The sequence below is a fragment of the Ardenticatenales bacterium genome, assembly GCA_020634515.1.
In the GTDB taxonomy this organism is placed as follows: Bacteria; Chloroflexota; Anaerolineae; order Promineifilales; family Promineifilaceae; genus JAGVTM01.
This window is the reverse complement of record JACKBL010000001.1, coordinates 37,413-60,755: the sequence shown is the minus strand read 5'-3', so window position 1 is coordinate 60,755 and position 23,343 is coordinate 37,413. Positions and strand designations below refer to the sequence as shown.

The window sequence follows — 23,343 nt, the reverse complement described above, 5'->3', positions numbered from 1 at the left end:
AACAGCACCTGAACCTTCGCCTATGTCGTTTGGTCAGATACACCTCACGCATCCCGACGGACGCGCCGTCGTCATTGACATCAACCAGGCCGAACTCACGCTGGGGCGGGCCGCCGAAGTGGACATCACCCTTAACGATGGACTGGTCTCCAAACGACATGCGCGCATCACCGTGGACGCCCACGGCGTCTGGCTCAGCGACCTGGGATCAACCAATGGCACCCTGGTGGATGGCATTCGCCTGACGGCGCACCAGCCAGTCCATTTGCAAGATGGGATGCGCATTGAACTGGGAGACACCCGCGCCCGGTTCAGCGCCGCGCCGCCCATTTTGCCCCCACCGCCAGAAGCCACGCCCGCGCCGATGCCGGCACAACCAACCACACAACCCCGCCTGAGCAAAGGAACGATTGCCGGCATCCTCCTCTTCGCCCTGTTGCTCCTGGCCGTCGGCGTCGCCCTGTTCCGGTCCCGCGCCACTCCTTCGCCAGAAAATGCCGGCAGCACCCCCGCGCCCACCGCCATGCAAGCAGACGCGCCCGTCGCCCCGCCCCGCCTGGAACCCTGCACGCAGCCCTTCATGAACAACATCACGCCCATCGGCGCGTCCGCCGCCGCGCCCGCCGCCGGCGAGATCGCCGCCATCCCCTTGTTCGACCTGCCGTTCCCCTATGATGGCAGCAACGAGCATTTTGGCGGCACGGAAGCCCAATTCCGGCGCGCGGCGCAGCCAACCCAGGCCGGCGGACGCATCAACAGCTTCTTCGACCACCTCTACCCACTGTATCCGGCCCCGGATGAGCCGGGCGTCGTCTTCGGACGCGAACCCGCCACCGCGCCCACCGGCGGCCTGGTCCTCCCGTTCAACGGGCAGTTGAGCAGCAACACCTATTACAGCGGCCACCCCGGCTATGATTTTGCCCCTTACACGTCTGGCCAGGCCACCACGCCTGTATTTGCCGCCGCCGTCGGCGTCGTGGCCGAGGTGGGTGAACACGAATCGGGCGCGCTCTACGTGCGCCTCGTGCATACCGTGCCCGACGTGGGGCAGTTCCAATCCACTTACTGGCATCTGGCGGCGGATCCCTTTTTCGCGGCGATGCAGGGGCGCGTGGGCGAAACCCTCCCCGCCGGGGAGCGCATCGGCACAATGGGCAACACGGGTTGGAGTACGGGGCATCATCTGCACTTTGAGGTGCGCTTCGACGCCAACGGGGATGGTCGCTTCACAGGGGACGAAGTGGTAGACCCGTTTGGCTTCCTGCCCGGCCCCGCCTATCCGCAAGACCCGTGGGCAGAGGCCGCCAACTTCACCGACGCGCGCGGCGAAACATACCGTCATGCTCCCGTACCCAGTCGCTCGCTCTGGGTGCATTCCTGGGGAACGCGGGCCACGGTTCCGCTCGACGGCGGCGGGCAAATGGGCGCAATGGGCACGGATGGCGGGCAGACGCCGCCCATCTCTCTTTGTGCCGGCGCGGGGTCGCTGCCCGTGGGTAGCACCGTCTACGCGGCGTGGTCGCCCGATCCCCCGTACACGCATGAGCAGGTCGGTGTGGGCAGCGGCTGCGCGTTGTCCGCTTTTGACGCGCAGGGGAATGCGGTCACGCGGTTTGCGCCGCCGGTGCGGGTGGATTTGCCCGTGGATTTGGCGGCGCTGGCGCTGCTGACGGCGGATAGCGCGGCCATTTACTGGCAGGAAACGGGGAGCGAGCAGTGGGCGCGATTAGACACGGTGATGGACACGGCGGCGGGGGTGGCCTCCGCTTATACGGATCGTCCGGGACGGTGCGCGCTGTTGGGCACGCCGGCGGTGGACATGGTTCCGCCCACGGTGACGATTGCGGTGACGGGGGCGCAGGGGACGGCGGGGGCCTGGTACGACGCGGTGACGGTGGCGGTGGATGCCCGCGATCCGGGTGGCGTGGCGCAGGTGCGGTACAGTCTGGATGCGGGCGACTCCTGGCTGCCATATACGCAGCCATTTACGCTGCAAGCGGATGGCGTGCCCGCCGATCCGCCGGCGGAGATGGTGGAGGATTTTGGCGGCGGGCCGGGGCGGTTCTTGGTGCTGGTGGTGGCGGTGGATAATGCCGGCAATGCCCTCACCCCCCCCGCCTATCGCCTGATCACCATTGATCCGCGACAAAACCCGGCGACATTGGCCATGACCGCCAGCCCCGCATCCACCGCCTGCCGGCCTACGGCCACGGCTAATGTCGCCGCCAACGTGCGCTGGGGGCCGGGACTGGTGTATGATCCGGTGGCTCTGTTGGATGCCGGCCAATCAGCCCCCATCATTGGCCAGAACGGTGACGGAAGCTGGTGGCGGCTGGACCTGGAACCGGGTGCGCGCGGCGAGTTCTGGATTTCCGGCCAGGTGGTGAGCGCAAGTTGCCTGGAAGCCGGCGTGCCCGTGGTGGCAACGCCCGCGCCGCCGACGCCCACGCCCACGGCTACCCCCACAGAGACGCCGACGCCGACCATCACGCCAACCCCGACGATTACGCCGACGGTGACGCCCACACTGCCGCCAGACCGTGTGCCGCCGCGGGTGTCGGTCGTTTATGACCCACCGCGCCCGGACGAGGGGACGGTGATCACGTTTACGGCGCGGGCGGAGGATAATGTGGGGGTGACGCGACTGGAAATTTGGGTACAGGGGCCAGGGGAGCGGCAGTTGGCGTTGGTGCAAACGTGTCTGGATGCGCCTGTTTGCCGCTACGAGGGGGGACCCTATGCGGCGGGGGTGGTGCAGTTTGTGGCGTATGCGTGGGATAATGCCGGCAATCAAGGCAGCAGCAATATCGTCAGCATCACCGTGTTGAAGAAATAGGGCGGTTGGTGGTTGCCGGGGTCAGAAGATTTGGTCGCGGTGGCCGAAGCCGTGGCTGTTGTCGAGCAAGTAGAGATGCCGCGGCGTCAGGCGATACCAGTTGACCTGGGCGAATGCGCGTTGGATGGGGTCGGGCGCATCCTGCAAGAAGGGAAAGCGGGTGCGGTAAAGCGCCTCGGCCATCTCCTGCTCCGCGCCGGCTAACTGCTGTACGGGGCCTTCCAGTTGAATTCCCTTGATTTCGCGCCAATCGCTGATGCTGTCCTGAATGGTGGCCGCCGCCCAGGGGTGGGTTGCCAGGTGGTGGGCGTGGCGCGTGTGCCCGGCGGATAAGAAGATGAGGTCGAAGCCACTGTTGACATAAAACACGGCGGCGGCCCAGAGGTCGTCGGCGGTGCGGGTAGCGAGGGCGAGGACGTGATGCTGCTGCAGGTAATCGAGGGCGGCGGTACGGAGATCAATCGTCACGGCTGGCTCTCCCGCCCCGCCAACGGGCAAAAAGGTCCTGGGGCAGTCGGATGTCGAGGAGGTCGAGGGCGCGGTTGACGGTCTGATTGATGATGTCGTCGAGGGTTTGGGGGCGGTGGTAGAATGCCGGCATGGGCGGAGCCAAAATCGCCCCCATCTCAATCACCTGCTGCATCAGGCGCACATGCCCCAGATGCAGCGGCGTCTCACGCGGCATCAGCACCAGCCGCCGCCTCTCCTTCAGGACCACATCTGCCGCCCGTGTGATCAGATTGTCGCTAAAAGAGTGGGCAATCGCCGCCAGCGTTTTCATGGAGCAGGGCAGCACCACCATCCCCTGCGTACGGAAAGAGCCGGACGAAATCGCGGCGGCAATATCACGGAAGCGGTAGGTCACGTCCGCCAGCGCCATCACCTCGTCCGCTGTGTAATCCGTTTCCAACCCAATCGTCTGCGCGGCAGCCGTACTCATCACCAGGTGCGTCTCTACCGTGGGCAGGTCTGCCAAGACTTGCAGCAGGCGAATCCCGTACATGACGCCACTGGCCCCCGTAATTCCCACAATGATCCGTTCCACGTCCCGCGCGGGCGGTGTCTCCGGTGAAGTTAATTCAAATGGGGTAGAATCCGTCATGCGCAATCCGTCCAATTCAGTATAATGGGTTGGGGCTTCCCGACCGGCTGCAAACCCTTAAGACTGACGATGAAATAAAGTGCGGAATGGCATCGTCGGTTTGAAGGAACGGTAAGGAAACAACTTCGTTGTCTTATTCAATTTCCGTTCCTTAGCCCATGTTGTTTTGTTGAGGCATATCAGTTGATACACCCTGTTTGCATTGTAGGCGATGTCGTCGGAAAAACCCAATTTCAACGCATGTGCGCCCGCTTTCCGATGTTGGCTTCGTTATTATTGACGGCCACGGACTTCGTGGATTATGCGGATTTTTGAGGATAGTTTGCGGGCAATGATGCGGACTGACGAGATCGATCACCTGTCCACTAGGCGCGAAGGAGTGTTTTATGTCAATGAAAACCCTGTTTATCACGGACCTGAAGAATGGCGACAAGTTTATGGACGAACCATTCCTGCTGCGCGACGTCATCAGTCGTACGACGAAGGATGGGCAGCCGTTCTTGCGCCTGGTCCTTAGCGACAAGACCGGTCAGGTCAACGGGGTTTATTGGGATGTTCCGGCGCAGGTGCAGCGCTGGGTGAGCGCGGGACAGGTGGCGCTGGTGGAAGGGCGTGTCAGTACGTACCGCAATGCGCCGCAGGTTGTGGTCACCGACTTGTCCGCGCACGCCAATCCAGACATGCGCGATTTCTTACGCACCAGTGGGCGCTCCCGTGAAGAGATGATCGCCGAATTACACGAGGAAATTGAGAGCCTGAACGCGCCCTGGCAAGAATTGCTGCGTCATATCTTGTTGGACGAGGCGTTTTTGCCGCGCTTTGCGGATGCGCCGGCGGCGCGGCGAATGCATCACGCTTACATGGGCGGCTTGTTGGCGCACACATTGAGCATGGTGCGTCTTGCACACGCGCTGGCGGCGCATTACCCTTACGTGAACCGGGATTTGCTGGTGTCGGGGGTGCTGCTACACGATATGGGGAAGGTGTTTGAGTATGGGACGGATGCCGGCATTTCCGTCTCCGACGACGGGCATCTTGTGGGGCATATCGTGCGCGGCGTGATCATCGTGGAAAAAGCGGCGGCGGAACTGGACGACTTTCCCGCGGACGCGCTGCAGCAGTTGGTTCACCTGATCGCTTCCCATCACGGACAGATGGAATGGGGCGCGCCGGTGACGCCCAAGACGCTGGAGGCGATTCTGCTACATCAGATCGATTTGTTGGACAGCCGGGTGCAGGGATTTCTGGACTTTTTGAGCGAAGATGCCGGCAACGACACGTGGAGCCAAAAACCCAGCCCCATGTTCGGCAGCTACTTGCAGCGCCCCCCCAACTTCGCTCCCAATGAAGCATAATCCCCTTCTTTTCCGCTGGGTTCATTCCAGGAGAATGAACCCAGCGGAAAAGGGGAAGCTGCTTTTAGACGGTTGCATACATCCGCGCCCTCATCTTGACATCACTCTGAGTGAGTGCTATTATCAGCGCCATGTTGAGACAAATGCGCTTCTTCTTTTTTAGCTTTAGCAACATACTGACCACGCCGCGTTAAGCAGGCGGGTTGTTGCGGGCTGTTTCCAGAAGCGCTCACAAACACCCAGACAGACATCAAGACGCGGCTCATGAGCCGCGTTTTTTGTTGGCTACGTTGGCATTCAACCAACCGTATGATAGGATACGCGCCCGTGCCTGACAGCCTGTTCACACAGGCGCTCTGAAACGCCAGACGAGATATTACAACGATGACCATCTTCCCGGAAGCTGTTTCGATGCGAAATGGCTTGGAAGTGAGCTTCCGGGAAGGTTTTTGTCGGCCCAGGTACTCGTAATCGTTACCAAAATGGAAAGTAACATGCTGGAACAATTGGAAACCGTCTATCAGGAATCACTGGATGGCTTGCGGCAAGCGCAAACCGGCGCGGCGCTGGAAGCGTGGTACAAAAGCGTGTTGGGCAAAAAAGGGACCGTGCAACTAATGACGCGGCAGGTCGGCCAGATCGCCCCGGCGGATCGGCCCGCTTTTGGCAGCCGCGTCAACGAGGTAAAACAGGCGCTCCAGGCTGTCTACGAGGAGCAACTGGCGCAAATCAAGGGGGCGGAACTGGAAGCGCGCATCGCCGCCGAGGCGATTGACGTGACGTTGCCGGGGCGCAAGCCCTGGCGTGGTCGGCTTCATCCGGCCACGGAAACATTGCGCCAGATTTACCGCATTTGGGGCGACATGGGATTCCAGATTTATCGCAGCCGCGACGTGGAGACGGACGAGTACAACTTCGAGTTGCTGAACATTCCGCAGCACCACCCGGCCCGCGACATGTGGGATACGTTCCACACCACCACGCCCGGCGTCATTCTGCGCACGCACACCAGCCCTGGCCAGATCCATGCCATGAAGGAGTATTATCCGAATCCGATCCGCGTGATCTTGCCGGGGATGTGCTACCGCTATGAGCAGATCACGGCCCGCAGCGAAATCCAGTTCCACCAGGTGGAAGGGTTGGCCGTGGGGCGCAACATCTCCTTCGCCGACCTGAAAGGGACGCTGATTGAATTCACCCGCCGCATGTTTGGCGCGGACCGCCAGGTGCGTTTTCGCGCCAACTACTTCCCCTTCACCGAACCCAGCGCGGAAATGGACGTGGAGTGCATTTTATGCGGCGGCGGCGGCTGCCAGGTCTGCAAATATAGCGGCTGGTTAGAGATTTTGGGCTGCGGCATGGTTCATCCCACCGTGCTGCGCAACGGCGGCTACGATCCGTCGGTGTACTCTGGCTTCGCCTTCGGCATGGGGCCGGAACGGATCACCATGCTCAAGTATGGCATCGAAGACATCCGTTATTTTTGGAGCAACGATCTGCGTTTCTTGCAGCAGTTTTAGAGGGGCGAGAGGCGAGGGGCAAGTGGCGAGTTGAAACGCCACCCCGCAAACCCGCCACTCGCAAACTCGCAAACTCGCTACTCGCAAACCCGCTACCCGCATCACTGGAGTAAAGCATGAAAGTTCCGCTGTCATGGCTGAAAGATTATGTAGACATCACCTTGCCCGTTGAGGCGTTGGCTGAACGGCTGACCATTGGCGGACTGGAGGTGGAGAATATCGAATATATTGGCGTCCCCGGCGGGACGGATGCGGACCGCCTGGTTTGGGATGCGCAAAAGATCGTCGTGGGCCAGGTGCTGGAAGTGCGCCAGCATCCGAACGCGGACCGCCTGGTGTTGGCGACGGTGGATTACGGGGTCGCGGAAACGGAGGATGTGGTCACGGGCGCGCCTAACCTGTTCCCTTACGTGGGTCAGGGGAACATCAGCCACCGGAAACTGTACTCCCCTTTTGCACTGGAAGGGGCGGAACTGTACGACGGGCACAAAGAGGGGCAGGTGAAGATGACCCTGAAGGGGCGGAGTTTGCGCGGCGTCTATAACCGCTCGATGTTGTGTTCGGAGAAGGAACTGGGGCTGAGTGACGAGCATGAGGGCATCCTTTTCCTGGAGGGGGATTACACGCCGGGTACGCCGCTGGTGGATGTGTTGGGGGATGTGGTGCTGGATATTGCCATTATCCCGAACATTGCCCGCTGCGCGTCCATTATTGGCGTGGCGCGGGAGGTGGCGGCGTTGACGGGGCAGACGGTGCGCTATCCGAGTTATGATGTGGTGATGGAGGGACCGCCAATTGTCGACCGCGTGCAAATCACCACCGACCGCCCCGACCTCAATCCCCGCTTCGTGGCCCTGGTCATCACCGGCGTGGAACAAAAGCCCAGCCCGCAATGGATGCAGCGCCGCCTGCGCCTGGCCGGGCAACGCCCGATTAACGTCGTTGTAGACGTGAGCAACTACGTCATGTTGGAAATGGGCGAACCCAACCACACCTTTGACTACGACTTCCTGCGCCGCCGCGCCGACAGCTACAACCCTGGCGGCCCCATTCATATCCACACCCGCCTGCCCCAACCGGGCGAAACCCTGATCACCCTGGACGGCAAGACGCACGAACTACAGCCATACAACATCCTGGTGACGGACCCCCTGGGCAACCTCAGCCTGGGCGGGGTGATGGGCGGCCTGGATAGCGAAATTAACGACGAGACGACAAACGTGCTGTTGGAAGCGGCGTCGTGGAACTACATTAACATTCGGCAGACAACGAACCGGCTGAAGATCAACAGCGAGGCGGGTTTCCGCTTCAGCCGGGGCGTGCATCCCAGTCAGGCCATTTTGGGGGCGCGGCGGGCGGCGGAACTGCTGCGCCTGTATGCGGGGGGCACGGTGGCGCAGGGCATCGTGGATTATTATCCGCAGCCGCCACGGGATGTGACGGTGCGGCTGACGGCAGCGGATGTGGTCCGCCTGGGCGGGCTTTCTCTTTCGCTGGCGGAGATTAAGGCGATTCTGACGTCGCTGGCGTTTACGGTGGTGGAGTCGGGGGATGCGCTGTTGGCGACGTGCCCTGATTTCCGCATGGACATCACGGGGGCGCATGATCTGGTGGAAGAGGTGTGTCGCGTTTATGGCTATGACCGTATTCCGACGACGACGATGGGGGATCAATTGCCGGCACAAAAAGGCAACCTCACCCTCGAACGCGAAGAAGCGATCAAAGACCTGCTGGTGCAATCCGGGCTGCAAGAAGTCATCACCTACCGCCTCACCACGCCAGAACGGGAAAGCAAACTACTGACAACAGCCACCACACCCAGCGATGATCGCCCCTACGTCACCCTGGCGAACCCGATCACCGTGGACCGCGTGACCATGCGCCACAGCCTGTTGGCCGCCGTCATGGAAGTCACCGCCGCCAACAGCCGTTTTACCGACTATATCGCCCTCTTTGAACTGGGGCAGATTTATCTGGCGTCGGAAGACGGCATCCTGCCCGACGAACTGCGCCGACTGGCAATCGTCATCACCGGGCCGCGCCAGCCACGGCATTGGAGCAACGGCCAAAAAGCGCCCGCCCACCTGGATTTTTATGATCTGAAAGGGATTTTGGAGCAACTGCTGCGCGGCCTGCACATCACGGACAGCCACGTAGAGACGGCCAGACATCCCTCCTGGCGGCCGGGCCGCACCGCGCGCCTTAGCCTGGGCGAGCAACAGCTTGGCTATTTCGGCGAACTGCACCCGCGCGTGGTGGCGGGGTTTGAGATTCGCGCGACTTATCCTGTGTTGGCGGCGGAACTGGACCTGGACCTGCTGCTCCAGGCCATCCCGGATCGTGTCACCGTTTTCCCCGTGCCCAGTTTCCCACCGGTGCAGGAAGATTTGGCTTTGGTCGTGGACAAGACAACGCCGGCGACGATGGTGGCCGCGGCCATTCAGCGCGCGGGCGGCTTTTTGCTGCAAGACGTGACGCTGTTTGACGTGTATGAAGGGGCGCAATTGCCATCGGGCAAGAAGAGTCTCGCCTACCATTTGACCTTCCAGGCTCCGGATAAAACGCTGCGGGATAAGGACGTGAGCCGACTGCGGCAGCGTATTTTGAAGCAGTTGGAACGGGAAGTGGGCGCGGTGTTGCGCTAGGTGATCCTCCAAGATTGGTTCATTCTCCAAGTATGAAGACGATTTTGCGCATCTTGTTGTACGGGTTGTTGGCGGTGGCTATCCGGCTGCTTCTGAAAGTGGAAGTGCGTGGGCGAGAGCATGTGCCGGCATCTGGCCCCTACATCGCCATCGGCAACCACTTTAGCTGGTTTGAGATCCCCCTCCTGTTTCACTACCTGCCGCAAAGCCCCGCAGTCTTCGGTGCCCGAGAAATGGTAGATCTTCCTCCGCTCCGATTCCTCGCCTGGCTGTTCCCCGTTATTCCCGTCTGGCGTGGGCAGGTAGATCGCCAGGCGCTGCGGCAAGCCCTACAAGTGCTGCAAGACGGGGGCATCCTGGGCATTTTCCCAGAGGGGGGGATTGATCCGGAACTGCAAGACGCCATCAGCCGGGGGCATCAGTTTGCGCGCACCGAAGGGCAAAACAGCCGCCACCCCGCCGTCTTGATCAAGGCACACGCCGGCCCGGCTTACCTGGCCGTGGAAAGCGGCGCGCCGATCCTGCCCGTGGCCTACATGGGCACGGAGCATGTGCTGAACAACCTCCGCCGCCTGCGCCGCACGCCCGTGACGGTTTGTTTTGGTCCACTATTTGGGCCGTTGACGCTGCCGGCAGGCGCGCGCGGCGTGGGGCGGCGGCAGGCATTGGATGATTTTGCGGATGGGATGATGCGGGAGGTGGCGGCGTTAATGCCACCCGCCTACCATGGCGTCTACGCGATTCCCCACCCCCCACCTAATTGAGGGACGACGCATGATCGATCTACGCAAAACCAGAACGCGCGCCATCTGCGCGGCCATCGTTCTGCTCCTTGTGCTCATCCTTTCCCGCACGGCGGCGGCCCAGGACGCCTCCACGGACCCCCATGCCCTCTTTGAAAACGTGACGGAGCAGGCCGGGTTCACCGCCGTCCACCACGATGTCTACATGATCACGGGCCAGGCGTGGGCGGATGTGAACCAGGACGGCTGGCTGGACCTTTATCTGACAGACAGCGACGGCCCCAACAGCATGTACCTGAACAACGGGGATGGCACATTTTCCCTGGCCCCCTACACGGGCAGCATGGCGTTGTGGTTGGCGCGCAGCGGCGGCGCAGTCTTCGCCGATTATGATAACGATGGCTGGCCGGACCTGTACGTGCTGAATTGGGGCGACAACGTGCTGTTCCGCAATGACCAGGGTCAGGGATTTACGGATGTGACGATGACGGCGGGGGTGGGGGATGAAAATGCCGGCAAATCCGCGACCTGGGGCGACTACGACAAAGACGGCTACCTCGACCTCTACATCGCCAACTGGAGTTGCTCCCCCGAATGTGGTCGCCCCCAGGAAGGCGACCGTGACCGCCTCTACCACAACAACGGCGACGGCACCTTCACCGACGTCACCAACCTCCTCGGCGGCGGCACGCGCGGCGCGGGCTTCGCCGTCAGTTTCCTCGACTACGACAACGATGGCGACGCCGACATCTACCTCGTCAACGACGAATTCCTCAACCCCATCGGTAACAAACTGTGGCGCAACGACGGTCCCGGCTGCGATGGCTGGTGCTTCACGGAAGTCGCCACCGATGTCGGCGCGGATGAGCGCGTGATGGGCATGGGGCTGGCCCCCAACGATTACGACAACGACGGCGACCTCGACCTCTTCTTCTCCAATGCCGGGCAGATGGTGCTGCTACAAAACCAGGGGGACGGCGCATTTGCCGACGTAGCCGCGGCGGCTGGGGTCGCCCTGGATAGTTCCGCCATTGGTTGGGGAGCCATCTTCTTCGACTACGACCACGACGGCTGGCGCGACCTCTATCTGGCCCTCACCGCCCACGGCGATGCCGGCGGCGCGTACAACGTCCTCTTCCGCAACAATGGGGATGGCACATTTTCCGAAGTGAACAACAGCGGCGCCGCCGATCCCGGGGAGAGCATGGGCGTGGCCTATGCTGACTATGACAATGACGGCTGGGTGGATTTCGTCGTCGGTAACGGCAACGAAGGCTACCATCTTTACCGTAACCTGGGGCGCGAAGGAACCGGTAACAACTGGCTCTCCCTCGCCCTGCGTGGCGCGGATCGCATCAATCGGGACGCCGTGGGCGCGCGCGTCACCCTGACCACCAGCGACGGGCGGCGGCAGATGGAGGAAGTAACCAACGGGGCCAGCCTGGGCGCCGGCAGCGCCCTCACGCTCTATTTTGGCCTGGGAGAAGCCTCGATTGAACGGGTGGAAGTGGAATGGCCGAACGGCTTGCGGCAGCAGGTGCGCGGCCTGGTGGAAAATCGTCGCTATGAACTGGCTTATGCCGGCATTCCTCGCTGGCTCGACGCGCCTCCTGATCCGGCTACGCCATCTGCCGGCATCACCGCCCCCTTCCGCCTTCCCTTCTCCCCCCTCAACCTGGCCGTCGCCCTCATCCTCGGCCTGATCATCCTCATCCCCGCCCTGCGCTGGCTGCGCAAACGCGCCCGCCCAAAAAAGTAGTATACGCTGCCTAAGAGGCTATTTGAAAATCAAGTCGGAGCGAGGCGCTTCAGCATCGCGTGAATCGAAACCAGATAAATCACGCGCTCGCTGCTGCACGGGCACTTTTCGTAATCCTTGCTCACTCGACGATATCGTCCTAACCAGGCAAACGTGCGTTCGACAACCCGGCGGCGGGGCAATACCTGAAACCCCTAAGTGGCTGTTCGTAATTAAGCTAGTGGAATTGTGCGAACAGCTTGTCAGTAACCGTCCGATGAAAACGTGAAGTTATTTTCGGACGGTTACTAAGGATTTCTTCAGTGTATTGCAGGAAATTGTGGAATCATACAATGCGCGGTTATCAGCGGTTGAAACGGATATGCCCTTGCAGATCATGGTTGGCGAGAGCATCAACGGGCATTCATCAGCTATCTGGCGGCGTGTAGCCGGCGGCGCGGAGGGCAAAGGCGGCCATGTCGTTGGCGGCGGCGCTGGCTTCCAGATCAGGATTGGGAAGGGCGAGCAGGTTGAGTATGATCTCGTCCATGGCCCCGGCGATCCCTTCGGCGGTGCGGCGCGTGTTTTGTGGGGGGACGCACTCTTTTTCCAGAGCCGCTTCTAGGGGACGCTGCCAAAGGCGTATGACACCTTCTCGAAAATTGACGCGACGGGCATTTAATGCCGGCATTGCCCCCACCCCTCCCACGAGCAACAGTTGCACAATCGCCGGCTCATACGTCGCCAGATTTACGTAGGTCTGCGTAGTCGCCAGGACCTGCTCCGGCAGCGTCCTCCGGCTGTTCGCCGCCTGCTGCAACGATTGCAGCAAAAAATCCGCCGTCTCTTCGTACAAATGAACAAACAGCGTTTCCTTATCGGGGAAATAAAAGTAAAACGTACCCACGGCTACGTTCGCCGCGGCAACGATGTCGCGCACCGTGGCGGCATAGTAGCCTTTCTCGGCAAACACGCGCACGGCAGCTTGCATCATGTCCGTGCGCCGGGCATCTTTTTTGCTGCGGGTCTTGTCAGTAGAACGGTAAGGCATCGCCGGACCTCTTTCAATGGATGCAACGGGCTCAGTAGGGGAAACTTGTGGAAAACAGGCACGCCGACGGGGGTAGCGTAACCAAACAAAGTTTTGAATTCTCGTTCAAACAGAAGAATAGCTATTTTTTGGGGGTTGTCAAGGTGGCCGTTCCGGGATTATTCTATGAAAAAAGAGGCGACCGGGGGTTTCGTTTACAAATATGGTGATGGCCCATGGACCAAAGACAATGTGAAAAGCCAACGATAGCATTGGACGCGGCGTCGATTGCGCCGATGTATCTTCAATTGTATGAGCAGTTGCGGGGGATGATTTTGCGGGGGGAATTGCCGGCACAAACCAAACTCCCCCCCACACGAGAAATGGCGCGCCGCTGCCAGATTGGGCGCGTTACGGTCACGGCCGCCTACGAGCAATTGCAGGCCGAAGGTTACGTGGAAAGCGTGGTCGGCGCGGGCACATTTGTAACTACATTGCCGCTACTGTCGCCCACGCCACCCGCGCGCGCCCCCTCTCTTTCCCCCTGGGGCCGCCGCCTGCGTCAGATCGTACCGGATGCCGCGTCGTCCACCACGCCGCGTCCGGCGATTGACTTCGGTTTTGGGCGAGCCTTTGCCTCTCTTTTTCCGTACGATGTCTGGCGACGGCTGCTGGCCCGTTACCTGAGCACGGACGATGCCATTTTGTCGCGCTACGGCTCGGCGGCCGGGTTTTTCCCGCTGCGGCAGGCAGTGGCCGACTATTTAGCCCAGGCACGAGGGGTTCATTGCACGGCGGAGCAGGTGGTGATTGTCAGCGGGGCGCAGCAAGCGCTGGATGTGCTGGCGCGCCTCTATTTGCAGCCGGGGAACCGGGTGTTGGTGGAAACGCCGGGTTTTGCGGATGCGTTTGACGTGTTTCGCCTCCATGGGTGCGAGGTGATGGGCGTGGGGGTAGATGATGCCGGCATCCTCGCCGAACAACTTCCCTCCTATCCCCCCGCCCGCCTCATCTTCGTCACCCCCGCGCACCAATTCCCGCGCGGCGGTACGCTCTCGCTCCCCCGTCGCCTGCTCCTGCTCCGTTGGGCACAGCAGCACCACGCCCTCATCATCGAAGACGACTATGACAGCGAATTACGCTACCAGGGTCGCCCCCCCGCCGCACTGCAAGGACTTGACGTAACAGGCCAGGTCATCTACCTGGGCACATTCTCCAAAGTCCTTTTCCCCGCCCTGCGTCTCGGATACGTCGTGCTGCCTCCACTACTGACAACCCCCTTCATCCAGGCCATGAGCCTGCTAGGGCGCGGCGCGCCCACACTAACGCAAGCCGCCGTGGCCGACTTCATCAGCGAAGGCCACTTTGAGCGCCATGTGCGCCACTTGCGCGAGGCATATCGTCAACGGCGTCAGGCGCTGGTTGCCGCCCTGCAAGAACACATGGGAAATGCGGTTCGTTTTTCCCCGGACGAGGCCGGGCTACACATCATGCTGCAGCTCCCCCCGGATGCCGACGAAGCCACAATCATCTCCCAGGCTGCCGCTCTCGGCGTCGGCGTCTACCCCGGCGCGCGGTTTCACCTGACGACGCCTTCGGGAAAACCACCCCCCTCCATTCTGCTCGGCTTCAGCGGCCTGAGCCAACCGGAAATCGAAGAAGGCGTGCGGCGACTGGCTCAGGTTATCGTCTCCCAAAACGGGCATGGTTCGTGAAGTCGCTCCACTCTCTAGCGCCAATTTCCCAAACCGTGTCAGGTTTCAACGCAACTGCGCGGCGGCAAAGTAAGTGGGCGCTTCTTCCTGGAGCAGCACGTACAGCGTGTAGATGCCGACAGCAGTGCCCAGAGGAAAATTCATCAGGCTAAAAATGCCCACGATGATGGCTAAAACGCGCCCCCAGTTCTTCCGTTTCAGCAAACCATAGCCGGCAACCATGCCGGGAACAGCCAGGGCAGCCATCAACATGCCTATGAATGTGGCCACGGTTCCCAATATGGCCGTGGCCTGCTGATCGCCGCTGACAACCCCGATGGTTGTCAGGAGAAAAAACACAAAGGCGCCGATGAATAGCAGCAGGATATTGCTGCCAATGTGCAGCCACCCGAGGACGGTGACGTGCTGTTCAATGTTCTTTTGCGTTAATGCGTTCAACATGGAGGACCTTCCTTCATCTGGTAGCGGGCGATTGGGGGGGGGCGACGCGCTCACAAACGGGAAGACCGTCGTACGCACGCTGGGAGAGTGCGTCGCCTTTGAGCGATTGTGTTCTGTTTCACAATCACCCACTATACGCGCCAGTCCAGCATCGGTTGCGTCACCGGCCACCGAATCGGCGCCGGCCCCAAACACTGAGGCACACCGTTCGTTTACAGGAAGGGGAAAAATAGCGCCCCCGCGGATAGTTACCGCGGGGACGCAAAGAAGGGGAAACTCTTTTGGGGAGAACCGTCACACGGCGTCAGCGACGTACACGCACAGGGACGGGACGCGGCGCGGGTTGTAGCCGCGTTTTGACTGCCAGGAGGAACAGGGTCGAAAATACAGCAACGGTAAGAATGGTCATTCACATTTCCTTTTCGCCGGGAGAGCGTATGTTGCCGGTCAAATGAAGGGCATCATCTCTATTCCATCGGATAACTTTCTTGTCGTGTATAACCATATCAGGGTTTTGTCCGTTTGGTGAGCCGTTTGCATGGCTTTTAATGACGGATTTAGCAAACATCAATCGTTTCTTAACAGTTGCCCCTAATTGGTGCCCAGCTAAACAATTCTTGTGATTGAAAACGTAACCAGGGCGCTTGAAGGCTTGGGGATTGCCGGCATCCGGCACAATCGTATCCGCGCTCACAAACCGTCCCACGCCCGGGATGTTGTATCTGAGGATTGCCAGCCCGCACATTCAGGACATTTGGGGGTCAGTAGGTGATGAGAGATGCCGGCATAAAATCGATCCGATTCATGTAAGTTACCAACAAACGCCCCTCGAAAAAATCAAAGCGACTAATAGCCGTGTTCTGCAGCGCCAGCCAGACATGGCAGTCGCGGCTGAGGCCATTGGCGCGTAGGGGCGAATCAAGCAAAACCGATAAAACCGAATGATAGAAACCGCCGTGGCTGACCATAGCAACGCGGTCGTCGGTGTCTCCGTGGCGCGCCAGCAGCTCCTCAATAACCAGACGCGCCCGTTCCAGTGCCGCCTCCGCCGTTTCGTAGGACCGATTGTTCCACCAACCTTCCTCTCGCAGCGTCGGTGGCACCCGCAGGCGGGGATAATACGCCGCGAAGAAGGCACGATTTTCTCCTGGCAGTCCCACCGGTTCGCCGGATGCCGCGTCGTCCAGGTAGATGCCACCTCGCTCGTGAATATCCGGCCATCCCCGTAGGGGCACGTCCACCGCCTGGGCAATTTCGTTCCCCGTGGCCACGGCGCGCCGCATCAGGCTGCAATAGAGGTGCGTGAAATGGAACCCTCGGCGATTGTGCGCATCCCACTCGTCCGTGGGGTCCGTGATCCAGTTTTGTGCCAGGAACCGGGCCAGCAGCCGCGCCTGTCGCCAGCCAATGGTCGTCAACCCAGGATCGGCCCGCCGTCCCTCGCTGGACCCGGTGCGCGCCCAGATGGCGTTGTTTTCCGATTGCGCGTGACGAATGAAGTAAAGTTGCATAACGATGATCCGTAGTCAAAAGTCAATCCGGTTTGCACAGAAATTATAGCGCGAGTTGGGGAGTTGCGAGAGGCGAGTTTGCGAGTCTGCGAGTCTGCGAGTTTGTTTGCTCCTCGCCCCTCGCCCCCTCGCCGCTCCCTTGTATACTTATGCGTTGGAGGCTTGTATGGCGCGATTAGATTGGCGGCGATTGGCGTGGGTGTTGGTGTTGGGCGGATTGGCGCTCTGGTCGCGTCCGCCGGCGACGGCAATGGCGCAGTCACGACCCGCGGATTGGCGCTTTGGCGTGATTGAGTCCACGGAATCGCCCGCGGATGCCACAGATTTGGGGGCGGGTTGGACGCGGGTGCGGTTTCAGTGGGCGGAGGTGCAGCCGCATAGCCCGGATGAGTGGCTGCCACCGGTGAGTGAGGGGGCGCTGGCGGTGGAGGCGGCGGCGGGGCGAGAAGTGGTGGGGATGCTGATTGGCATTCCTGATTGGGCGCGGGGGGAGGATGAAATGCCGGCAGGTCTCCATCTCCCCGCCGACGATCCCCACAACCTTTGGGCCGGCTTCGTGCGCCAGGCCGTGACCCGTTATGCAAACCGCATTGACCATTGGATCATCTGGAACGAACCGGACATCTGGGACCCCACCACGCCCGGCCACACCTGGGACGGGGACGAGGCGGACTTTTTGCAACTCCAGCGCGTCGCCTACCGCACCGCCAAAGCCGCCAATCCGCGCGCCATCATCCACCTGGCGGCCATGACCTACTTTTGGGACGCGCAGTTTGGCCGCGAGCAATACCTCAGCCGCCTGCTGGACTTAATCGTCGCCGACCCGGAGGCCGCCGCGAACCATGCCTATTTCGACGTCCTCACCGCCCACATCTACTTCCAACCCGCTTCCGTGTACGACGTTATGACAACTTTCAACACCATCCTGCGCGATCATGGGCTGGATAAGCCGATCTGGCTGGTGGAAACGAACGCCCCACCCAGCGACGACCCTGCCTGGCCCGTCGCCAGCGTCACGCTGAAGGTGCTGCAAGTGGAGCAAGCCGCCTTTATGCCGCAGTCGTTGGCGCTGGCTCTGGCGGCGGGGGCGGAGCGGGTGGCCGTGTACAAGCTGCGGGATACGGACGGCGACTATGCGGCGAACCCGGAGCCATTTGGCCTGGTGCGGCAAGATGGCAGTCGTCGTCCGGCTTTCGAGGCGGCCCGCGTAGCCTTTCGCCTGCTAACGGGCGTGCGCGCGGCGGACCGGGAACGATGGGATGCGGTGGGGCAGGTGCGGCTGACGCAGGCGGACCGTGTAACGACGGTGGTGTTTGCGCGGCTGCCGCTGCCGCAGGTAGCGGAAGTGCCGCGGGTCGGGGATTCGGCGAACGCCTGGTTGGTGGATATGTGGGGGAAGCGGCGGACGATTGAGGCGGTTGATGGCGTTTTTCGCGTGAATCTGCCACCTGCCGTTTGCGCGCAGTCGATTGGCGATTATTGCATGATTGGCGGGCTGGTGACTTACGTGGTGCAGCCGTTGTCGGCGGATGCGGATCTGGATGCGCCGCCGCCGCTGGCTACGCCAACGCCGCTGCCCACTTTCACGTCCACGCCAACGGCGACCCCTCTTCCCACGGTCACGCCGTCGGTAACGCCTTCGGTCACGCCGTCGGTAACGCCTTCGGTAACGCCTTCGGTAACGTCTTCGGTGACGCCGTCGGCAACCTCGCTGCCTACCGTTCTCCCTTCCGTGACACCGACTATTTCGCCCCAAGCAACGTTGTCAGCTTCTGGGGGATCGGTTGATGCCGGCATTCCCCGGTCTTTTTGGCTATTGGGCGCGGCTTTCGTCCTGGGAGCCGCCTTCCTTGTACTGTGGAGACAGCGCGAATGAGAAGAACAATTTTACTCCTGACAGGATGCCTGTTGTTTGGCCTGTGGCCGGCGGCGGCAAAGTCTTCGGCCTTCGCGCAAACGCCGTCCCCCCCGGAGATCACGGTGATCAGCGATGAAGCCACCGTTGATTTCCCCCAAAGCGTCACGTTTAATCTGGAGATAGACACGGCGCACCCGGTAAAGGCGGCCACGCTCAACTTCGCCACCAACCGCCATAACTGCCTCCCCGTGGAGACGCAAGCGCCCGCCGAGATCAACGGCAACCAACTGACCTGGCAGTGGGCATTCACCCGTTCCGGAAACCCACCGCCAGGGGCGCGTTTATCCTGGTCCTGGACACTGACGGACGAAAGTGGCGGCCAATTGACGACCCCCAAGCAAATGCTCACCTTCACCGATCCGCGTTACGATTGGCGGCAGGTGGGCGCGGATGGCGTGTTCGTGAATTGGTATCGCGGCAGCAACGTCGGACCGGAACTGCTGCAAGCGGCGCTGGCGGGGCTGGAGCGGCTGCAAGGGGAGATGGGGATTGAGTGGGGGGAAGAGGTGCAGTTTTTCATCTACGGCAACAGTGACGACATGCGGGAGGCGGTGTTGTATGTGCAGGACTGGGCGGGGGCGCTGGCCTTTGCCGACTACGGCGTAATTCTGATGGGCGTGGCTCCCAGTCAGTTGGAAAGTTGGGGCAAGCCGACGGTGGCTCATGAACTGGCGCATCTGGTAGTGGGCCGGTTTGGTTGGAGTTGTGTGGGCGGCAGCCGTCCCACATGGTTAGAGGAAGGGCTGGCGGTTTTTGCGGAGGGGGAACCGTCGGCAACGGTGCGGGCGGATATTGCCCGCGGAATTGCCGAGGATGCGTTTCTGCCGGTGCGCAGCTTGAACGGGGTTTTTTCGGCGCATACGGAAGATGCCGGCATCTCCTACAGCCAAAGCTACAGTCTCGTCGCCTTCCTCCTGCAAACCTACGGGCAAGAAGCCATGCGGCAATACCTGCGCGCCCTCGCCGACGGCGACACCTACGACCAGGCGCTGCAAAACGTGTACGGTTTCAACACCGATGGCCTGGAAACTGCCTGGCGCGCGGCGATTGGCGCGCCCCTGCGCCAGATTCCGCCCACCCCCACCCCCATCAACCCCGACCTCATTCCCACCGCCGCGCCCTTGCAACTTGTGCGCGTCGTGCCCACGCCGCCCGCCGCCGCCTCGCCGCCACCGGCCGCCGAAGATGGCGGCAGTCCCATTTGCGCCGCCGCGTTTCTCCCCCCCCTCCTCTTCCTCGTTGCTCTCTCCAAACCTTACGGCTGGCGCGGGAGAAAAATCAGCAAGCCCATTGAGCGTGATGCCGGCAGCGAGGGACGAGATGATTGACGAACAAACGCGGGTCGCTTTGCGCTCGCGTCCGTAAAACGCTTTTGCCGGCACATCTGGCAACAATGCCGTGGATATCAACCTTATGTACCATTCGATCTTTCGCCCGGATCTGTTTGCCGGCAAAACCTACATCATCACCGGCGGCGGCACGGGCATTGGACGCGCCATTGCCCATGAGCTGGCCTCCCTGGGCGCGCACGTGGCCCTGGCCGCCCGCCGCGCCGACCCCCTGGCCCACACCCGCGACGAGATCATCGCCGCCGGCGGCTCCGCATCTTCTTATCTTTGCAACATCCGCGATGAGTCGTCCGTCATGGCCTTCTTCGACGCCTTCGCCGCCGATCATGAGGCGTTGGATGGGCTGGTGAACAATGCGGGAGGGCAGTTCATGAGTCCCGCCGCGGCCATTTCCAATAAGGGGTGGCACGCGGTGATCGAGACAAACCTGACGGGCACGTTTACCGTTTCCCGCGAGGCGTTCCGCCGTCATTTTCAGGCGCGCGGGGGCGCGATTGTGAACATCGTGGCGGAGATGTGGCGCGGCTTTCCGGGGATGGCGCATACGGGCGCGGCGCGCGCGGGCGTGGTTAACCTGACACGGACGTTGGCGGTGGAATGGGCGCCGTTTGGCGTGCGCGTGAATGCGGTGGCTCCCGGGCTGATTGCGGGGAATGGGCTGCGGCAGTATGGGGAGGAGGTGCAGGCGTTTATTGCCGGCATTACGCACGACCTCCCCGCGAAACGAATGGGAACGGAAAGCGAGGTCGCCGCTGCCGTCACCTTCTTGCTGTCGCCGGCGGCAGCCTACATCAGCGGCGACGCCTTGCGCGTAGACGGGGGTAGTTCCCTCTGGCGTAAGACGTGGGACATCCCCGACCACGACAACGCGCCGCCGCCGTATGAGGGGTTTACGTAAGCGTCGGCTAGTTCAGCTTCTCCCGCGCCTGGGCGACCCAATCGGTGGGGTTTGCCTGCCAGACAGCGGCCTTGGTGATGGTTTGCAGTTCCTCAGGCGTGTAGCTGGCGAGTTGGGCGTAAGTGGTAATGCCGGCATCCCGCAACCGCCGCGCAAACGTAGGCCCAATCCCATGAATCAAGGTCAGATCATCAGGGCTGGCGAGCGCAACGGCAATTGCCGCCTGTCCATTCCGCGCCACCGGCTTTACGCGATCAAAAACCAGGCCAACCGCCCCCGCCACCAACTTCAGCCAATTCTCGGGTTTGGTCAATTTCGTCTCCATATTAACCTCCAATTTGGTAACTGCTAACCCTCTCGGGGCCAGGCTTGCCAAAGCCCTCGTCAAAGCCCATCTTGCCTTCGGCAGGCTCAGGCAACAGACGCAAGTCTCAGGAAACGGGTTAAATCGTTACCCAATTTGACAAATTCCGCGCAAGCCATGAACGTTCTCGGCAGATACCCGGCGCACCCCCTATTCACGACTCTGCCGTGAAAACCCAGCACACCGTTCATGACTCACTGCGTCATCATTGTAGCATAAAAAGCCGCCCAGGTATACGCCCCCACCGGCTCACGCGGGGGCGCGGCGTACTTGTTGATGGCGCAGCGCATCAAGGAAATGGCGTGAAGCGCGCAAATGTTGCCCCGCCCCAACGCCCGCATCATAATACAAGGTGTTGTGAGACGGTTGTTGCCTATCCCAAAGGGGTTTCCATGCAAACCTACTCCCACCTCATCGTCACCGGTGCCCTACAGCGCCCGCTCGACCGCCTGGCCCGGCATCGCCCCCACCTGCTGCCGCCTTTGCGCACACGGGCGCTGCTGCTTGGCTCCGTCTTGCCCGACCTGCCGCTGATCGCCCTCAGCCTCGTGGCCTTGCTGCGCGACCTCTTCACCGGCATCTTCAGCCGCGTTGATTTCTCCGCCATTCCACCCGGCACGCCGCCGCCCCCGGAATTGTTGGACGCTTCCATGACGATGCGGTTGTTTGATGTCTGGTTCTTCCAGGATCCCTGGGTGATCACCGCATACAATGCCTTCCATAGCCCGTTGCTGGTCATCATTTACATCGCCGTAGGGTATGCCGCCTGGCGTCTTGACCGTCGTTGGGGCGGCTGGTTCTTCTGGCTCTCCTGCGCGGCCATGCTGCACACACTGGCCGACATCCCCTTGCATGTCACGGACGGCCCTTTGCCCCTCTTCCCCCTCAACTGGACATGGCGTTTTCACAGCCCGCTCAGTTATTGGGACCCCCAGTACCACGGGCGCGAGTGGAGCCTTTTTGAGCACACGCTGGACGTCGCGCTGCTGCTGTTGCTGCTGGCGCGCAACTGGAGGCGGATACGGGATTGGCGGCAACACGTGATGCGTCGGGGGGTGGCGTCATGACGGAAGCGACGTGGCGCGGGGTGTGGGCGATGGTGCAGCGGGTGGCGACGGCGCGCGGGCGGGAGGAAGCGGGCTGTTTTTCCCTGGAGGGGACGCGGCTGCATGAACGGGCCTGGCGTGCCGGCATTCCCCTCACCGACGCCCTCCTCACGCCCCAATACCACCAGGACCCCTCCCCGCGCATCCAGGCCCTCCTCAACGGCCTCACGCGGAGCGGCTGCCACCTGCACATCGCGCCGGAAGAGGCTCTCCGGGCCATCACGCATGGGCGCGGCCTGGGCGACATTGTGGGTCTGGCCCCCCTGCCGCCATCCGCCGACCTGCATGTCCTCCTCACCGCGCCAGCGACGCCGCCGCTGCTGCTCGTTGCCGTGGAAATCGCCGATCCGGGGAACGTGGGCGCATTGGTGCGCACCGCGCATGCCCTCGGCGCGGATGCGTTCGTGGCCGTCGGCGCTACCGGGCGCAGCGATCCCTTCCACCCGAAAGCAGTGCGCACGGCCATGGGCAGCCTCTTCAAACTGCCGCTGGTTCGTTATTCCGCGCTGCCGCCGTTGCTGGCGTTGCTGCGTGCGCGCCGGGTGCTGACGGTGGGCACAACGACGCAGGGGGGCATTCCCTTGCCGCGGGCGAATCTGGCTGCCGCGCACGGGACGGCCGTTTTTATGGGCAGCGAGTATTGGGGATTGGCGGGGCAAGAGGCGGCCAGCCTGGATATGCGCGTGACGATTCCGATGAATGCCGGCATTGACTCCCTCTCCGTCAATGCCGCCGCCGCTATTCTGCTTTATGCGGCTCGTTGGAGAAGATGATGCCGGCATCTGGCATATAGAGTTATGTCCAGTCTTGAAATGCGTGACACACAACAGGAACGCTTTCACATCCATCCAAATCCTGGAGGTTTTTTTGCCCTCCGGTGGTGCTGGTCTCAATAGATTACTCAAGGCCGGCGAAATCCACATAGGGGGATCGGAGTCGAGGCTTTAGCCGGGTCAAACTCCATATGTGGGCCGGCTGAAGCCTCCACACCCCAAACCCCCGTGTCCTGTCGCTTACCGATGAGATTGATTACCTCCGAAACGTCGTTCAAGTTCAAGGTGGCTCTGGAAGC

Annotated in this window: 20 protein-coding genes; 12 read left to right on the top strand and 8 right to left on the bottom strand. The window is 61.6% G+C overall.

Features of this window, described 5'->3' with window-relative positions; translation table 11 throughout:
* The first annotated feature begins 22 nt into the window (after positions 1-22).
* On the top strand, positions 23-2,836 hold the full coding sequence (locus H6650_00220) for an FHA domain-containing protein (GenBank protein MCB8950415.1): 2,814 nt from the start codon (positions 23-25) through the stop codon (positions 2,834-2,836).
* Between the two features lie 21 nt (positions 2,837-2,857).
* On the opposite strand, the gene H6650_00215 is transcribed toward H6650_00220, so the two are convergent.
* Complete coding sequence (locus H6650_00215; GenBank protein MCB8950414.1) at positions 2,858-3,304, bottom strand: pyridoxamine 5'-phosphate oxidase family protein; 447 nt, start codon at positions 3,302-3,304, stop codon at positions 2,858-2,860.
* The gene (locus H6650_00210; GenBank protein ID MCB8950413.1) at positions 3,294-3,881 is read right to left on the bottom strand and encodes a UbiX family flavin prenyltransferase; all 588 of its coding nucleotides are present in this window, start codon (positions 3,879-3,881) and stop codon (positions 3,294-3,296) included. Before H6650_00210 ends, H6650_00215 begins: the two co-directional genes overlap by 11 nt.
* Before the next feature lie 443 nt (positions 3,882-4,324).
* Between H6650_00210 and H6650_00205 the strand changes: the two genes are divergently transcribed.
* The 5 genes from H6650_00205 to H6650_00185 all read left to right on the top strand — a co-directional run bounded on the left by H6650_00205 (position 4,325) and on the right by H6650_00185 (position 11,960).
* The gene (locus tag H6650_00205; protein MCB8950412.1) at positions 4,325-5,293 is read left to right on the top strand and encodes an HD domain-containing protein; all 969 of its coding nucleotides are present in this window, start codon (positions 4,325-4,327) and stop codon (positions 5,291-5,293) included.
* A 494-nt stretch (positions 5,294-5,787) separates the two neighbouring features.
* Positions 5,788-6,813 carry a phenylalanine--tRNA ligase subunit alpha gene (pheS, locus tag H6650_00200; GenBank protein ID MCB8950411.1) on the top strand — a complete coding sequence of 342 codons (1,026 nt, stop codon included), beginning with the start codon at positions 5,788-5,790 and terminating at the stop codon, positions 6,811-6,813.
* A gap of 116 nt (positions 6,814-6,929) precedes the next feature.
* On the top strand, positions 6,930-9,458 hold the full coding sequence (locus H6650_00195; protein MCB8950410.1) for a phenylalanine--tRNA ligase subunit beta: 2,529 nt from the start codon (positions 6,930-6,932) through the stop codon (positions 9,456-9,458).
* 32 nt (positions 9,459-9,490) lie between these two features.
* Positions 9,491-10,222 (top strand): 1-acyl-sn-glycerol-3-phosphate acyltransferase, encoded by a 732-nt coding sequence (locus H6650_00190; protein MCB8950409.1) that lies wholly within the window; start codon positions 9,491-9,493, stop codon positions 10,220-10,222.
* A 10-nt stretch (positions 10,223-10,232) separates the two neighbouring features.
* Positions 10,233-11,960 carry a CRTAC1 family protein gene (locus tag H6650_00185; protein MCB8950408.1) on the top strand — a complete coding sequence of 576 codons (1,728 nt, stop codon included), beginning with the start codon at positions 10,233-10,235 and terminating at the stop codon, positions 11,958-11,960.
* Positions 11,961-11,989: 29 nt separating this feature from the next.
* Here the strand turns inward: H6650_00185 and H6650_00180 are convergent, their stop codons facing one another.
* Positions 11,990-12,142, bottom strand: a complete 153-nt coding sequence (locus tag H6650_00180) for a transposase (protein ID MCB8950407.1) — start codon at positions 12,140-12,142, stop codon at positions 11,990-11,992.
* 224 nt (positions 12,143-12,366) lie between these two features.
* Complete coding sequence (locus H6650_00175; GenBank protein ID MCB8950406.1) at positions 12,367-12,990, bottom strand: TetR/AcrR family transcriptional regulator; 624 nt, start codon at positions 12,988-12,990, stop codon at positions 12,367-12,369.
* 215 nt (positions 12,991-13,205) lie between these two features.
* On the opposite strand from H6650_00175, the gene H6650_00170 reads away from it, so the two are divergent.
* A complete protein-coding gene (locus tag H6650_00170) occupies positions 13,206-14,684 on the top strand; it encodes a PLP-dependent aminotransferase family protein (protein MCB8950405.1) in 1,479 nt (492 codons plus the stop codon).
* A 45-nt stretch (positions 14,685-14,729) separates the two neighbouring features.
* On the opposite strand, the gene H6650_00165 is transcribed toward H6650_00170, so the two are convergent.
* The 3 genes from H6650_00165 to H6650_00155 all read right to left on the bottom strand — a co-directional run bounded on the left by H6650_00165 (position 14,730) and on the right by H6650_00155 (position 16,636).
* Positions 14,730-15,125: a hypothetical protein gene (locus tag H6650_00165; GenBank protein ID MCB8950404.1), complete on the bottom strand. Its 396-nt coding sequence runs from the start codon at positions 15,123-15,125 to the stop codon at positions 14,730-14,732.
* A gap of 409 nt (positions 15,126-15,534) precedes the next feature.
* The gene (locus H6650_00160; GenBank protein MCB8950403.1) at positions 15,535-15,819 is read right to left on the bottom strand and encodes a hypothetical protein; all 285 of its coding nucleotides are present in this window, start codon (positions 15,817-15,819) and stop codon (positions 15,535-15,537) included.
* Positions 15,820-15,886: 67 nt separating this feature from the next.
* Positions 15,887-16,636 (bottom strand): histidine phosphatase family protein, encoded by a 750-nt coding sequence (locus H6650_00155; GenBank protein ID MCB8950402.1) that lies wholly within the window; start codon positions 16,634-16,636, stop codon positions 15,887-15,889.
* Between the two features lie 166 nt (positions 16,637-16,802).
* On the opposite strand from H6650_00155, the gene H6650_00150 reads away from it, so the two are divergent.
* From H6650_00150 to H6650_00140, 3 genes are all read left to right on the top strand, one after another.
* Positions 16,803-18,512 (top strand): hypothetical protein, encoded by a 1,710-nt coding sequence (locus H6650_00150; protein MCB8950401.1) that lies wholly within the window; start codon positions 16,803-16,805, stop codon positions 18,510-18,512.
* The gene (locus H6650_00145; GenBank protein ID MCB8950400.1) at positions 18,509-19,882 is read left to right on the top strand and encodes a hypothetical protein; all 1,374 of its coding nucleotides are present in this window, start codon (positions 18,509-18,511) and stop codon (positions 19,880-19,882) included. The genes H6650_00150 and H6650_00145 overlap by 4 nt, the downstream gene beginning before the upstream one ends.
* Positions 19,883-19,967: 85 nt before the next feature.
* Positions 19,968-20,801, top strand: coding sequence for an SDR family oxidoreductase (locus H6650_00140; GenBank protein ID MCB8950399.1), 834 nt, complete (start codon positions 19,968-19,970; stop codon positions 20,799-20,801).
* Positions 20,802-20,808: 7 nt separating this feature from the next.
* Here H6650_00140 and H6650_00135 read toward each other — a convergent pair whose 3' ends face one another.
* Positions 20,809-21,126 (bottom strand): hypothetical protein, encoded by a 318-nt coding sequence (locus tag H6650_00135; GenBank protein ID MCB8950398.1) that lies wholly within the window; start codon positions 21,124-21,126, stop codon positions 20,809-20,811.
* 431 nt (positions 21,127-21,557) lie between these two features.
* Here H6650_00135 and H6650_00130 point away from each other — a divergent pair, with 431 nt between their 5' ends.
* Complete coding sequence (locus H6650_00130) at positions 21,558-22,232, top strand: metal-dependent hydrolase (protein MCB8950397.1); 675 nt, start codon at positions 21,558-21,560, stop codon at positions 22,230-22,232.
* Entirely contained in the window at positions 22,193-23,044 is an 852-nt protein-coding gene (locus H6650_00125; GenBank protein ID MCB8950396.1) for an RNA methyltransferase, read from the top strand. Before H6650_00130 ends, H6650_00125 begins: the two co-directional genes overlap by 40 nt.
* Positions 23,045-23,343 lie beyond the last annotated feature (299 nt).